Raw genomic sequence first — 14526 nt, forward strand, 5'->3', positions numbered from 1 at the left:
GGGACGCGGAGGGTAGGCCGAACGGGTGCACGAAGGGTGGCGAGGTCGCCACGAATCGGGTACATACGTACGGGTAGCACCAGTCGGTAACGTAAACCCCCAAGATCGCCTGAAACGATCCCCGGGGCCGGTGCCGAGTCGAAACCCGTACATTCCGCATACCCCCGATACGCGGCGAGGTGAGCCTCATGTCCGCAACACCCGAGTCTCCGTCCCGACCCACCGTCACCGAACGTGAAGCCCGCCAGGTCGCGGAGGCCGCCCGGGAGCAGGACTGGCGCAAGCCCAGCTTCGCCAAGGAACTGTTCCTCGGCCGCTTCCGGCTCGACCTCATCCACCCCCACCCCCTCCCGGCCGGCGAGGACGCCGAACGCGGCGAGGCGTTCCTGACCAAACTCCGCGACTTCTGCGAGACGCGGATCGACGGAGCCCTGATCGACCGTGAGGCGCGCATCCCCGACGAGGTGGTCACCGGCCTCAAGGAACTCGGCGCCTTCGGCATGAAGATCGACACCAAGTACGGCGGCCTCGGCCTGACGCAGGTCTACTACAACAAGGCCCTCGCCCTGGTCGGCTCCGCCAGCCCCGCGATCGGCGCACTGCTCTCCGCCCACCAGTCGATCGGTGTCCCACAGCCGCTGAAGATGTTCGGCACCCAGGAGCAGAAGGACACCTTCCTGCCGCGCTGCGCCCGCACCGACATCTCGGCCTTCCTGCTCACCGAGCCCGACGTCGGCTCCGACCCGGCACGGCTCGCCACCACCGCCGTCCCGGAAGGCGACTCCTACGTCCTCGACGGCGTGAAGCTGTGGACGACCAACGGCGTGGTCGCCGACCTCCTCGTCGTCATGGCCCGGGTGCCGAAGTCCGAGGGCCACCGGGGCGGCATCACCGCGTTCGTCGTGGAAGCGGACTCCGAGGGCATCACCGTCGAGAACCGCAACGCCTTCATGGGCCTGCGCGGTCTGGAGAACGGCGTCACCCGCTTCCACCGCGTCCGGGTCCCCGCCGCCCACCGCGTCGGCGAGGAGGGGCAGGGCCTGAAGATCGCGCTCACCACGCTGAACACCGGACGGCTGTCCCTGCCCGCGATGTGCGTCGGCGCCGGAAAATGGTGCCTGAAGATCGCCCGCGAATGGTCGGCGGCCCGCGAACAGTGGGGTAAACCGGTGGCGCTGCACGAAGCGGTCGGCTCGAAGATCGCGTTCATCGCGGCGACCACCTTCGCCCTGGAGGCCGTACTCGACCTCTCCTCGCAGATGGCCGACGAGAACCGCAACGACATCCGCATCGAGGCCGCGCTCGCCAAGCTGTACGGCTCGGAGATGGCCTGGCTGATGGCCGACGAACTGGTCCAGATCCGCGGCGGACGCGGCTTCGAGACCGCCGACTCCCTCCGGGAACGCGGCGAGCGGGCGGTCCCCGCCGAGCAGATCCTGCGCGACCTGCGCATCAACCGCATCTTCGAGGGCTCCACCGAGATCATGCACCTGCTGATCGCGCGGGAGGCCGTCGACGCCCACCTGTCGGTCGCCGGCGACCTCATCGACCCCGAGAAGACCCTGGGCGACAAGGCGAGGGCAGGAGCGAACGCAGGCCTCTTCTACGCGAAGTGGCTGCCCAAGCTCGTCGCGGGTCCCGGACAACTCCCCCGCACCTACGGTGAGTTCAAGCACGGCATCGACCTGTCGCCGCATCTGCGGTACGTCGAGCGCGCGGCCCGCAGGCTCGCCCGGTCCACTTTCTACGCCATGTCCCGCTGGCAGGGGAGGATGGAGACCAAGCAGGGCTTCCTGGGCCGGATCGTCGACATCGGCGCCGAACTGTTCGCGATGAGCGCCGCCTGCGTCCGCGCCGAGCTCCTGCGCACCCGCGACGAGAACGGCCGCGAGGCCTACCAGCTCGCCGACGCCTTCTGCCGCCAGTCCCGGGTCCGCGTCGAGGAGCTCTTCGGCCGGCTGTGGACCAACACCGACGACGTCGACGGCAGGGTCGTCAAGGGTGTGCTCTCCGGCACGTACACCTGGCTGGAACAGGGTGTCGTCGATCCCTCGGGCGACGGCCCCTGGATCGCGGACGCCGCGCCCGGCCCGAGCGGCCGGAAGAACCGGCACCGGCCGATCCGCTGAGCCGGCCGGCGCCGGTGGCCCGCGGCCGGCCGGCGCCGGTGACGCCAGGAGAGACAGAAGGGAGCAGGGAGGGGGGAAAGAGGAGGAACAGGGCCGGAGCGGGGAGGAGGGGAAGGGAAGGGAAGGAACAGGGCCGGAGCGGGCGGACCCGGTGACGGAACCCCGGCGCGGACCACGACGCACGAGCTGCCGGGGCGGGGCCCCGGCAGTGCCCGCGACCGGACACAATGGGGTCCATGACCGACGCTCCAGCTCCGCTCGCCGACCCGCACCTGGTGTACGACCCCGTGGCGGGGGACGGCCCCAAGGACGTGGTGATCCTCGGCTCCACCGGGTCGATCGGCACCCAGGCCATCGATCTCGTACTGCGCAACCCCGACCGCTTCCGCGTCACCGGCCTGTCCGCCAACGGCGGCCGCGTCGCGCTCCTCGCCGAACAGGCCCACCGGCTGCGGGTGCGCACGGTCGCCGTCGCCCGCGAGGACGTCGTCGGCGCGCTGCGCGACGAGCTGGCCGCGCGGTACGGCGCGGGGGAGCCGCTGCCCGGGATACTGGCCGGAGCGGACGCGGCCACGCGGCTCGCCGCCTCCGACTGCCACACCGTCCTCAACGGCATCACCGGCTCCATCGGACTGGCCCCGACCCTCGCCGCCCTGGAGGCCGGCCGCACCCTCGCGCTCGCCAACAAGGAGTCGCTGATCGTCGGCGGCCCACTGGTCAAGGCGCTGGCGAAGCCGGGACAGATCATCCCCGTCGACTCCGAGCACGCCGCGCTGTTCCAGGCGCTGGCCGCCGGAACCCGCGCGGATGTCCGAAAGCTCGTCGTCACCGCGTCCGGCGGCCCCTTCCGCGGCCGTACCAGGGACGAACTGGCGAACGTCACCGTCGAGGAAGCCCTGGCCCACCCCACCTGGGCCATGGGCCCGGTGATCACGATCAACTCCGCGACCCTCGTCAACAAGGGCCTCGAAGTCATCGAGGCACACCTCCTGTACGACATTCCCTTCGATCGCATTGAGGTCGTCGTACATCCCCAGTCGTATGTCCACTCGATGGTTGAGTTCACGGACGGATCGACACTGGCCCAGGCGACGCCCCCCGACATGCGCGGGCCCATCGCCATCGGCCTCGGCTGGCCCGAAAGGGTCCCCGACGCCGCCCCGGTCTTCGACTGGAGCAAGGCGTCCACCTGGGAGTTCCATCCCCTCGACAACGAGGCCTTCCCCTCGGTGAACCTGGCCCGGCACGTGGGCGGGCTCGCGGGAACCGCCCCGGCGGTGTTCAATGCGGCGAACGAGGAGTGCGTGGAGGCGTTCCGCTCCGGCGCACTGCCGTTCAACGGGATCATCGATACGGTCATCCGGGTGGTCGAGGAGCACGGCACCCCCCGGCCGGGAACCTCTCTGACGGTCCCGGACGTCCTCGAAGCGGAGACCTGGGCGCGAGCGAGGACCCGGGAACTGACAGCCCGTACGGCGAGCGCGGAGGCGCGTGCATGACGACCCTGATGTTCATCCTCGGCATAGTCGTCTTCGCGGTCGGCCTGCTGGTCTCGATCGCCTGGCACGAGCTGGGCCACCTGTCCACCGCCAAGATGTTCGGCATCCGTGTGCCCCAGTACATGGTCGGCTTCGGCCCGACCATCTGGTCCCGGCACAAGGGCGAGACCGAGTACGGCATCAAGGCGATCCCGTTCGGCGGCTACATCCGGATGATCGGCATGTTCCCGCCCGGCGCGGACGGACGCCTGGAGGCCCGCTCCACCTCACCGTGGCGCGGCATGATCGAGGACGCCCGCTCCGCCGCCTTCGAGGAACTGCAGCCCGGCGACGAGAAGCGCCTGTTCTACACACGGAAACCCTGGAAACGGGTGATCGTGATGTTCGCGGGCCCGTTCATGAACCTGATCCTCGCGGTCGCGCTGTTCCTCACCGTGCTGATGGGCTTCGGCATCCAGCAGCAGACCACCACCGTCAGCTCGGTCTCCCCCTGCGTCATCTCACAGAGCGAGAACCGCGACGAGTGCAAGCAGTCCGACCCCCGGTCTCCGGCCGAGGCGGCCGGGATGAAGGCGGGCGACGAGATCGTCGCGTTCAACGGTGTCCGGACCGACGACTGGGGCACGCTCTCCGACCTCATCCGCGACAGCGCCGGCAAAGCCGTCCCGATCGTCGTCGACCGCGACGGCCGGGAAGTCACCCTCCAGGCGGAGATCGCCACCAACCTGGTCGCCAAGAAGGACTCCAACGGGCTCTACGTCGAGGGCGAGTACGTCAAGGCGGGCTTCCTCGGCTTCAGCGCGGCCACCGGCGTCGTGAAGCAGGACTTCGGCGACTCCGTGGTCTGGATGACCGACCGGGTCGGCGACGCGGTCGACTCCCTCGCCGCCCTGCCGTCCAAGGTGCCCGCCCTGTGGGACGCCGCCTTCGGTGACGGCCCGCGCGAACAGGACTCCCCGATGGGCGTCGTCGGAGCGGCCCGGGTCGGCGGCGAGATCGCCACGCTCGACATCCCGGCCTCGCAGCAGATGGCCATGTTCGTGATGCTGCTCGCGGGCTTCAACCTCTCCCTGTTCCTGTTCAACATGCTCCCGCTGCTGCCCCTCGACGGCGGGCACATCGCGGGCGCCCTGTGGGAGTCGCTGCGACGCAACCTCGCCAAGGTGCTCCGCCGCCCCGACCCGGGCCCGTTCGACGTGGCGAAACTGATGCCGGTGGCCTATGTGGTGGCCGGTGTCTTCGTCTGCTTCACCCTCCTCGTCCTCGTCGCGGACGTGGTGAACCCGATACGGATCTCGTAGGGCTGTCCGGCACGCATCCGCCGGACATCTGCCGTTCACGATGGCCTGGAACCCTTTCGTTCCGGGCCATCGCCCTTTGGGTGGGTTTACCGCCGGGATGTGCCGGGGCCGATGGCCGTGCCGTAATCTCGGAGCGCGGAGCCCGCTGCTCACCGGGAGCCGGACCTTGATCCACGACTTGGGGTTGCACAGCAGATGACTGCGATTTCTCTCGGCATGCCGTCCGTTCCGACCACACTCGCCCCGCGCCGCAAGAGCCGGCAGATCCAGGTCGGGTCGGTGGCGGTGGGCGGGAGTGCGCCGGTGTCGGTGCAGTCGATGACGACGACGCGTACGTCGGACATCGGGGCGACGTTGCAGCAGATCGCGGAGCTGACGGCGTCGGGGTGTCAGATCGTGCGGGTGGCGTGTCCCACGCAGGACGACGCGGACGCGCTGGCGACGATCGCGCGCAAGTCGCAGATCCCGGTGATCGCCGATATTCACTTCCAGCCGAAGTACGTGTTCGCGGCGATCGAGGCGGGCTGTGCGGCGGTGCGGGTCAACCCGGGCAACATCAAGCAGTTCGACGACAAGGTCAAGGAGATCGCGAAGGCGGCCGGGGAGCACGGCACGCCGATCCGGATCGGGGTGAACGCGGGCTCGCTGGACCGGCGGCTGCTGCAGAAGTACGGGAAGGCGACGCCGGAGGCGCTGGCGGAGTCGGCGCTGTGGGAGGCCTCGCTGTTCGAGGAGCACGGTTTCCGGGACATCAAGATCTCGGTCAAGCACAACGACCCGGTGGTGATGGTGGAGGCCTACCGGCAGCTGGCGGCGCAGTGCGACTATCCGCTGCACCTGGGGGTGACGGAGGCGGGTCCGGCGTTCCAGGGCACGATCAAGTCGGCGGTGGCCTTCGGTGCGCTGCTCTCGCAGGGGATCGGTGACACGATCCGGGTCTCGCTGTCGGCGCCGCCGGTGGAGGAGGTCAAGGTCGGTCTGCAGATCCTGGAGTCGCTGAATCTGAAGCAGCGGGGTCTGGAGATCGTGTCCTGTCCGTCCTGTGGGCGTGCGCAGGTGGATGTGTACAAGCTGGCGGACGAGGTGACGGCGGGTCTGGAGGGCATGGACGTTCCGTTGCGGGTGGCGGTGATGGGCTGTGTGGTGAACGGTCCGGGTGAGGCCCGTGAGGCCGATCTGGGGGTGGCCTCGGGCAACGGCAAGGGGCAGATCTTCGTGAAGGGCGAGGTCATCAAGACCGTCCCGGAGTCGAAGATCGTGGAGACCCTGATCGAGGAGGCCATGAAGATCGCCGAACAGATGGAGCGGGACGGCGTGGCTTCCGGCGAACCCCAGATCTCGGTCGCCGGCTGACGAAGCCCGTCAGGCCGGTCCGTCCGCTCAGGCCGGTCTGCCCACTCAGACCGGTCGCTCTGCCCTTCCTGCCCGGAAAACCTCCGGGCAGGACCGTTTCCCTCCCGTGGAGCGGCAGCACACAAATTCGACGGGTACAGTGCGGAAACCAGCAGACCCAAGTGTGTGAGGCCCCCCGCACGTGTTGACGCAGACCACCTCCCGGGTCCTCGAACCGAGCGACCTGGACGCCGCCCTCGCCATCCTCGACCGCGAGCCGGTGGCGAACGCCTTCGTGACATCCCGGGTGCAGGTCGCGGGCCTGGACCCGTGGCGGCTCGGCGGCGAGATGTGGGGCTGGTACGAGGGCGGCATGCTCACATCCCTGTGCTACGCGGGCGCCAACCTGGTCCCCATATGCGCCACCCCCCGGGCGGTCCGCGCCTTCGCCGACCGCGCCCGCCGGGCCGGCCGCCGCTGCTCCTCCGTCGTCGGTCCCGCGGCCCCCACCGCCGAACTGTGGCGGCTGCTCGAACCCCAGTGGGGCCCCGCCCGAGAGGTCCGCGCCCGCCAGCCCCTGATGGTCGCCGACCGCCTGCCCGGGAACATCGCCCCGGACCCCTACGTCCGCCGCGTCCGCAAGGACGAGATGGACAGGATCATGCCGGCCTGCGTGGCGATGTTCACCGAGGAGGTCGGGATCTCCCCACTGGCCGGCGACGGCGGCCTGCTCTACCAGGCCCGGGTCGCCGAACTCGTCGGCGCCGGACGAGCCTTCGCCCGCTTCGACGCCGAGGGCAAGGTCGTCTTCAAGGCCGAGATCGGCGCCGCCACCGACCGCACCTGCCAGATCCAGGGCGTATGGGTGGCCCCCGAACACCGGGGCAAGGGCGTCGCCGCCCCCGGCATGACGGCAGTGCTCCGCCACGCCCTCGCGGACATCGCCCCCGTGACGAGCCTCTACGTCAACGACTTCAACACCCCCGCACGCCGGACCTACCGGCGAGTGGGGTTCCGTGAGGTCGGCGAGTTCATGAGCATTCTGTTCTGACCCCGGCCCCTCCCGCCCCGGCCCCTCCCGCCCCGGCCCCTCCCGCCCCGGCCCCTCCCGCCCCGCCCGGTGCCGCTGCGCGGCCGCGCGGAGCCGTCCCGGCCCGTGCGGACGCCCTGTAGTCTCCCCGGCATGCTGCGCTTTCCCGGTCACGGGCACCCCCGTCCCGACGACATCGTGATCGGCCCCCTCGACCTCGCCGCCCACGTCGACGAGGCGCTGGCGGTCCAGGCGAAGGCGTTCGGCCTCGGCCCCGACGAGGTGGCCGTACGCCGGCAGATCGTGCTGCGCCACATGAGCCTGCCGGGAGCCAGAGCCTTCGGCGCCACCGTCACCGGCCGTCTCGTCGGCTTCGTCTACGGCATGCCCAACCACCGCGCCCACTGGTGGTCCACGGTCGTCGAACCCCCTCTGCGTGCCCGGGGCCACGACGACTGGCTCGACGGCTCCTTCGTCATCACCGAACTGCACGTCCACCCGCGCCACCAGAAGCACGGCATCGGCCGCTCCCTGATCACCACGATCACCGACGGCGCCGACGAACCCCGCTCGATCCTCTCCGCCATCGACATCGAGAGCCCCGCCCGCCACCTGTACCGCTCCCTCGGCTACGAGGACCTCGCCCGCCGTGTCCACTTCCCCAGCGCCCTCAAGCCGTACGCCGTGATGGGCGCACCCTTGCCACTGCGTCGCGTGGGGCCGGAAGGGCCGGAGGGGCCGTAACCGATTTCCACCGGCCCGTCCCGCCCGGCTAACCTCCAGTCATCACCCAGACGCAGCAGGAGTACGAGAACCATGGCGAACGCACCGGTCCAGCGCATGTCCCAGTTGATGGCGAAAACGCTGCGCGACGACCCGGCGGACGCCGAGGTCCTCAGCCACAAGCTGCTCGTCCGCGCCGGTTATGTGCGCCGCACCGCCGCCGGCATCTGGAGCTGGCTGCCCCTCGGCAAGAAGGTCCTCGCCAACGTCGAACGCGTCGTGCGCGAGGAGATGGACGCCATCGGCGCCCAGGAGGTACTGCTCCCCGCCATCCTGCCGCGTGAGCCCTACGAGGCGACCGGCCGCTGGGAGGAGTACGGCCCCGAGCTGTTCCGTCTCCAGGACCGCAAGGGCGGCGACTACCTCCTCGGTCCCACCCACGAGGAGATCTTCACCCTCCTGGTGAAGGACCAGGCGTCCTCCTACAAGGACCTGCCGGTGATCCTCTACCAGATCCAGAGCAAGTACCGCGACGAGGCCCGCCCCCGCGCGGGCATTCTGCGCGGCCGCGAGTTCCTGATGAAGGACTCGTACTCCTTCGACCTCGACGACGAGGGCCTGACCCGGTCCTACGGTCTGCACCGCCAGGCGTACCAGCGGATCTTCGAGCGCCTCGGCCTCGACCACCGCATCTGCGCCGCCACCGCCGGCGCGATGGGCGGCTCCAGGTCCGAGGAGTTCCTCGCCCCCGCCGAGGCCGGGGAGGACACCTTCGCGGACTGCCCGAACTGCGACTTCGCCGCGAACACCGAGGCGATCTCCTACGAGCTGAAGCCCGTCGACGGCTCCGCCGTCCCGGCCGCCGAGGACATCCCGACACCCGACACCCCCACCATCGAGACCCTCGCCGCCTCGCTCGGCGTCCCCGCCTCGGCCACGCTGAAGAACCTGCTGGTCAAGGTCGACGGCGAGATCGTCGCCGTGGGCGTCCCCGGCGACCGGGAGGTCGACCTGGGCAAGGTCGAGGCGCACTTCGCCCCGGCCGTCGTCGAGATGGTCACCGCCGAGGACTTCGTCGGCCGCCCCGACCTGGTCCGCGGCTACGTCGGCCCGCGGGGCCTGGAGAAGGTCCGCTACATCGCCGACCCGCGCGTGGCACCGGGCACCGCCTGGATCACCGGCGCCAACAAGGCCGACACCCACGCCAAGAACGTGGTCGCCGGGCGCGACTTCGAGGTCGACGCGTACGTGGACGTCGTGGTGGTCGACGAGGGCGACCCCTGCCCGAAGTGCGGCACCGGACTCCGGCTCGACCGCGCCATCGAGATCGGCCACATCTTCCAGCTGGGCCGCAAGTACGCCGACGCCCTCAAGCTCGACGTCCTCGGCCAGCAGGGCAAGCCCGTCCGCGTCACCATGGGCTCCTACGGCATCGGCGTCTCCCGCGCGGTGGCGGCCCTGGCCGAGCAGACCGCCGACGACAAGGGCCTGTGCTGGCCCAAGGAGATCGCCCCGGCCGACGTCCACGTGGTCGCCGCGGGCAAGGCCCTGCAGACCGAGCTCGCCCTCGACGTCTCCGCCAAGCTCGCCGCCGCCGGCGTCCGCGTCCTGGTCGACGACCGCGCGGGCGTCTCGCCGGGCGTGAAGTTCACCGACTCCGAACTGATCGGCGTCCCGCAGATCCTGGTCGCCGGCCGCCGCTCCGCGGAGGGCATCGTCGAACTGAAGGACCGCCGTACCGGCGAACGCGAGGAACTCACCGTGGCCGAGGCGATCACCCGCCTCACGGCCTGAGCACACTGTCACCGAGAGCCCGCGCGGGCCTTTCCCCGCGTGGGCTCCGGTGATTCCGGCCGAAGTCCACGGCCCGGTACATGTGTCCCCGGCGTCCCGGGCCGCCGGCGGTGCGGGCCCGTAGGCCGGATTCCGCAGCGCGGCCGCCGTACCGGCGAACGCGAGGAACTCACCGTGGCCGAGGCGATCACCCGCCTCACGGCCTGCTCCACGGCATGGACACGCCGTCACCGTGCCGGGACCGGGCCCCACGTCGTGATCGCCGCCGGAGGGCCGGACCGTACACCGCGGCTCAACGCGGCTCAACGCGTGGCCGCGTCACCGGCGGACGGGAGGACACGGCGGACGAGACGCGATCGCCCGGCTCACGCCATCACGACGGCGAGGCCGGAAGCCCGCGCGGAGTCGTTCCCCGTACGGGCCCCCGGCCTCGTCGCGCGGTGTCAGAGCCAGCCGGCGAACTCCAGGAGGAGCTCCGCGTCCCGGTCGCGGCCGACACGGAGGGCGCGCACGCCGGACTCCACCGCGCGGAACAGCGTCCAGCCGCGCAGCCGCTCCTGGTCGATCTCCAGGGACTCCGCCAGGCGCTTCACCCGGCGGCGGGTCGTCGTCGCGCCGGTCGGCTGGGCCACCAGGTCCTCCACCCGGTCGCGGACCAGCCGGGCCAGGTCGAAGGCACACTCCCCGACCACCGGGTCGGGCCCCACCGCCAACCACGGCATCCGCCCGGCGGAGAGCACCTTGCTCTGCCGGAACGTGCCGTGCAGCAGCCGGTGCTCGGGCGGCCCGGCCAGCAGCTCCTCACGCGCCGCCAGCGCCGCCGACACCAGCGGTGCGACCTCGGGGGAGTCCGCGGCACCCGCCCGCATCGCCTCGGCCTGCCGGCCGGTCCGCTCGGCCACCGTCTCGAAGGCGTGAGCGGTGTCCCCGGTGGGCGGCTCGACCCACAGCCGCCGCAGTGTCCCGGCAGCCTCCAGCAGCGCCTTCGCCTCCGGCAGCGATCGCACCGAGACGTCCGGATGCAGCCGCTCCAGCAGCAGCGCCCCGTCCGGGGAGGAGGGCTCCAGCAACCGGACCGTGCCCAGCCCGTTCCAGTGGGCCAGCGCGGCCCGCTCGCTCTCCGGCCGGGCCCGCGCGGGAGCCAGCTTCAGCACGGCGGCGGTGTCGTCGGCCGTCCGCACCAGCGTCACCAGGCTGCTGCGCCCCCCGGGCACCTGGACCCGTTCCACGGTCAGCCCGCGCAGTGCGACGGCCGCGCGCGCCGCCTCGGGCAGCTTCTCCAACCAGTCCACGCCGCCGTCGGGAGCCGTCTCGCCCAGCGCCCTCACCAGGCGCTGCGGCGGTTCGAAGACCATGCGCGAGCCGTTCCCTTCGTGCCCTTCGTGCTGTATGCGGCACCTGCCGCCGTTCCCTTGCGCCGCTCCGGCACGCCCTCGCGTGCGGTCTTTTCACACCGCCGGCACCGACGGTGCCTCCGAGGACGGCCCGGCCCGCTCGGCGAGCCCAGGGAAGGCTACGCTCCCCCCGCTCCAGCGCACCGACCGCACCGCGGCCTCCCGCAGTGCCTCGGCCGCCGCGCGGCGCCGCTCGCCCCCGCTCGCGCGCACCAGGTCCGAGTACACCCCGGCCACCCGGTTCTCCAGCTCCGCCGCGAGCCGCACGGCCGCGGCCTGGTCCGGCACCTGGAACGGCAGCGCGTACCCCGCGGCCGCGGCCACGGGATCGGCGCCCGTGTCCTTCACCTCGCGCACCAGCGCGTCCCGGCGCGCGCGGTGCGCGTCGTAGGCCGAGCGAGCGTCCGCGCGCCGGTCGTCGGAGATCCGCCCGCCGACGACCCCGTATCCGTACACCGCGGCGTGCTCCGCCGCCAGGGCCGCCTGGAGCGCCCGCAGCTCCCGGTCCTTCGCCTCGCTCATCCGTCAGCCCTTCGTCAGCAGAAACACATGGGCCGCGCCGGCCGCCGCCACCGACGCCAGCAGCCTGGCCAGCTCGGCCGGCGCGTCGAGCAGTGCCTCCAGGCGCCGATCGGCGATCTCCCGCTCGGCGGCGGCGAGCCCGGAGAGGGCGTCCTTCTCCTTCGCGGGCACCGGCACCGGCACCGGTGACGAGGCGGACGGCCCCGCCCCGGCGGGCGCCGCCGACTCCGGCGACGCCGACGCCGAACCCACCGCGGTTTCGAAACTCTCGAAGGCCTTCGCATGCCGCACGGCGTCCTCGCGCAACGGACCCAGCCGCTGCGCGAGCCCGGCGTGCGCCGCGATCACGGCGTCGTACCGCTCGGCCAGCTCCCTGCTGTCGCGCGCCGCACGCGCGCGTGCCCGTTCGGAGGCCGGGGGAGGAGAACTGCCGGCGGGGCCGGCGTCCCGGGACCCGGCGGAACAGCCCGCCGCGAGCAGGGCCGTCGGGGCGACGGCGAGCAGGCTCCTTCTGCGCGGCCCCGTACGGGCACGCGGAGCATGGGGGAACGGCACGGCAGACGTCCTCGGGGCTCGTACGGAACGTGGCGACGGAAGCAAGGGTCCCAGGCGCTCCCGTCGAACTCCCGTCCGCCGGGCGACGACAGGACCTGGACCCGTGATCACGGTACCCGTGGATCTCCCGGACGGCGCTCAGCGGCACCCTCCGTGACCGGGTGGACGGCATCACCCCTCACGACCGGATACCCTTTGACCCAGACACGCGCCCCATCCCACAACAGCACACGCGGCCGAGGAGTCACCCGGATGAGCAGCACCCAGAGCGAGAGGCTTCGAGAGCTTCTGGAACCGCTCGTCAGCTCGCAGGGTCTCGATCTCGAGGAGATCGCCGTGGACACGGTCGGCCGCAAGCGGGTGCTGCGCGTCGTGGTCGACTCGGACACCGGCGCGGATCTGGACCGCATCGCCGATGTGAGCCGCGCGCTCTCGGCGAAGCTCGACGAGACCGACGCGATGGGCAGCGGCGAGTACACCCTCGAGGTCGGAACCCCGGGCGCCGAGCGTCTCCTCACCGAGCACCGGCACTATGTGCGCGCCACGGGCCGCCTGGTGGGCTTCCGGCTGACGACGGGCGACGAACTGGTCGCCCGGATCCTGCGGACCGACGACGACGGCCTCGACCTCGAGGTGCCCGGTGTCAAGGGCCGCAAGCCCACCGCGCGCCGGCTCGCCCTCGACGAGATCGACAGGGCGCGCGTCCAGGTCGAGTTCAACCGCAAGGACGACAAGTCCGCCGCACAGGACGCGACCGGGACGAACGACACGAACGACACCAACGACGAGACGGAAGAGGAGGCGTAGCCGTGGACATCGACATGAGCGCCCTGCGGGGTTTGGTACGGGAGAAGGAGATCTCCTTCGACCTGCTGGTCGAGGCCATCGAGTCGGCCCTCCTCATCGCCTACCACCGCACCGAGGGAAGCCGCCGCCACGCGCGCGTGAAGCTCGACCGGGAGACCGGGCATGTGACGGTGTGGGCGAAGGAGGATCCCGAGGACCTCGACGAGGGCCAGGAGGCCCGTGAGTTCGACGACACCCCCTCCGACTTCGGCCGTATCGCCGCCAGCACGGCCAAGCAGGTCATCCTGCAGCGCCTGCGCGACGCCGAGGACGACGCGACGCTCGGCGAGTACGCCGGCCGTGAGGGCGACATCGTCACCGGCGTGGTCCAGCAGGGCCGCGACCCGAAGAACGTCCTGGTCGACATCGGCAAGCTGGAGGCCATCCTGCCGGTGCAGGAGCAGGTGCCCGGCGAGACCTACACGCACGGGCTGCGGCTGCGCAGTTACGTCGTCCGGGTGGCGAAGGGCGTGCGCGGCCCGTCCGTCACCCTGTCGCGCACACATCCCAATCTGGTGAAGAAACTCTTCGCCCTGGAGGTGCCGGAGATCGCCGACGGCTCGGTGGAGATCTCCGCCATCGCCCGCGAGGCCGGCCACCGTACGAAGATCGCCGTGCGCTCCACCCGGTCCGGGCTGAACGCCAAGGGCGCCTGCATCGGCCCCATGGGCGGCCGCGTACGCAACGTGATGGGCGAGCTGAGCGGCGAGAAGATCGACATCGTCGACTGGTCGGACGACCCGGCCGAGATGGTGGCCAACGCGCTGTCCCCGGCCCGCGTCACCAAGGTGGAGGTCGTGGACCTGGCGGCCCGGTCCGCCCGGGTGACCGTGCCGGACTACCAGCTCTCCCTGGCGATCGGCAAGGAGGGGCAGAACGCCCGCCTGGCCGCCCGTCTGACCGGCTGGCGGATCGACATCCGGCCGGACACGGAACAGTCCGGGGAATAGATCCGAGCCGCCGCTTGCTGAGACCACGACAGTCTCGCGCGCGGCATGCGTTCGATACTTGCCCCAAAGGGGTGAGGTCGGTCCGGGGAGGTAGACTTAGCTGTGTCTGGCCGGACACCTACCCGCGCACGTCCCGAGCGCACCTGCGTGGGCTGCCGGGAGCGAGCGGTCAAGAACGAGCTGCTGCGGATCGTGGTGATCGAGGATGCGTGCGTCCCCGATCGACGCGGTACGCTGCCCGGCCGGGGTGCGTATGTGCACCCCGCCCCGGTCTGTCTTGACCAGGCGGTGCGCCGAAGGGCGTTTCCGCGGGCGCTCCGCGTCCCGGGACCGCTCGACGTAAAGGCGTTGCGCCACTACGTCGAGCAGGCACAGGGTTGCGACAGCAATCCGTAAGAAGACATGCCGTGCGGATCCCCCCGTGCGGTCTGGTACCTCGCGAGTCGAAAGC

13 protein-coding genes are annotated in these 14526 nt (G+C 71.3%); 10 read left to right on the top strand and 3 right to left on the bottom strand.

What is annotated here, in order from left to right:
- Positions 1 to 188: 188 nt before the first annotated feature.
- The 7 genes from V4Y04_RS27005 to V4Y04_RS27035 all read left to right on the top strand — a co-directional run bounded on the left by V4Y04_RS27005 (position 189) and on the right by V4Y04_RS27035 (position 9808).
- Positions 189 to 2129 carry an acyl-CoA dehydrogenase family protein gene (locus V4Y04_RS27005; protein WP_332430931.1) on the top strand — a complete coding sequence of 647 codons (1941 nt, stop codon included), beginning with the start codon at positions 189 to 191 and terminating at the stop codon, positions 2127 to 2129.
- 236 nt (positions 2130 to 2365) lie between these two features.
- Complete coding sequence (gene dxr / locus V4Y04_RS27010; RefSeq protein ID WP_332430932.1) at positions 2366 to 3628, top strand: 1-deoxy-D-xylulose-5-phosphate reductoisomerase; 1263 nt, start codon at positions 2366 to 2368, stop codon at positions 3626 to 3628.
- An 8-nt stretch (positions 3629 to 3636) separates the two neighbouring features.
- On the top strand, positions 3637 to 4929 hold the full coding sequence (locus tag V4Y04_RS27015) for a M50 family metallopeptidase (protein WP_332433016.1): 1293 nt from the start codon (positions 3637 to 3639) through the stop codon (positions 4927 to 4929).
- Positions 4930 to 5124: 195 nt separating this feature from the next.
- Positions 5125 to 6282, top strand: a complete 1158-nt coding sequence (gene ispG, locus V4Y04_RS27020; RefSeq protein WP_332430933.1) for a flavodoxin-dependent (E)-4-hydroxy-3-methylbut-2-enyl-diphosphate synthase — start codon at positions 5125 to 5127, stop codon at positions 6280 to 6282.
- Between the two features lie 181 nt (positions 6283 to 6463).
- Positions 6464 to 7312 (top strand): GNAT family N-acetyltransferase, encoded by an 849-nt coding sequence (locus tag V4Y04_RS27025; protein ID WP_332430934.1) that lies wholly within the window; start codon positions 6464 to 6466, stop codon positions 7310 to 7312.
- Positions 7313 to 7444: 132 nt separating this feature from the next.
- Positions 7445 to 8035, top strand: a complete 591-nt coding sequence (locus V4Y04_RS27030) for a GNAT family N-acetyltransferase (protein WP_332430936.1) — start codon at positions 7445 to 7447, stop codon at positions 8033 to 8035.
- A gap of 72 nt (positions 8036 to 8107) precedes the next feature.
- Positions 8108 to 9808: a proline--tRNA ligase gene (locus V4Y04_RS27035; RefSeq protein WP_332430937.1), complete on the top strand. Its 1701-nt coding sequence runs from the start codon at positions 8108 to 8110 to the stop codon at positions 9806 to 9808.
- 443 nt (positions 9809 to 10251) lie between these two features.
- Here the strand turns inward: V4Y04_RS27035 and V4Y04_RS27040 are convergent, their stop codons facing one another.
- The 3 genes from V4Y04_RS27040 to V4Y04_RS27050 form a co-directional block, all read right to left on the bottom strand.
- A complete protein-coding gene (locus tag V4Y04_RS27040) occupies positions 10252 to 11163 on the bottom strand; it encodes an aminoglycoside phosphotransferase family protein (protein ID WP_332430938.1) in 912 nt (303 codons plus the stop codon).
- Between the two features lie 93 nt (positions 11164 to 11256).
- Entirely contained in the window at positions 11257 to 11724 is a 468-nt protein-coding gene (locus tag V4Y04_RS27045; RefSeq protein WP_332430939.1) for a ferritin-like domain-containing protein, read from the bottom strand.
- A gap of 3 nt (positions 11725 to 11727) precedes the next feature.
- A complete protein-coding gene (locus tag V4Y04_RS27050) occupies positions 11728 to 12279 on the bottom strand; it encodes a hypothetical protein (protein ID WP_332430940.1) in 552 nt (183 codons plus the stop codon).
- Positions 12280 to 12531: 252 nt separating this feature from the next.
- Here V4Y04_RS27050 and rimP point away from each other — a divergent pair, with 252 nt between their 5' ends.
- The 3 genes from rimP to V4Y04_RS27065 all read left to right on the top strand — a co-directional run bounded on the left by rimP (position 12532) and on the right by V4Y04_RS27065 (position 14471).
- Positions 12532 to 13086, top strand: a complete 555-nt coding sequence (gene rimP / locus V4Y04_RS27055; protein WP_332430941.1) for a ribosome maturation factor RimP — start codon at positions 12532 to 12534, stop codon at positions 13084 to 13086.
- 2 nt (positions 13087 to 13088) lie between these two features.
- On the top strand, positions 13089 to 14075 hold the full coding sequence (gene nusA / locus V4Y04_RS27060; RefSeq protein ID WP_332430942.1) for a transcription termination factor NusA: 987 nt from the start codon (positions 13089 to 13091) through the stop codon (positions 14073 to 14075).
- 102 nt (positions 14076 to 14177) lie between these two features.
- Positions 14178 to 14471, top strand: coding sequence for a YlxR family protein (locus V4Y04_RS27065; RefSeq protein WP_332430943.1), 294 nt, complete (start codon positions 14178 to 14180; stop codon positions 14469 to 14471).
- The last annotated feature ends 55 nt before the right edge of the window (positions 14472 to 14526 follow it).

It is taken from the genome of Streptomyces sp. P9-A2 (assembly GCF_036634175.1).
In the GTDB taxonomy this organism is placed as follows: domain Bacteria; phylum Actinomycetota; class Actinomycetes; order Streptomycetales; family Streptomycetaceae; genus Streptomyces; species Streptomyces pratens.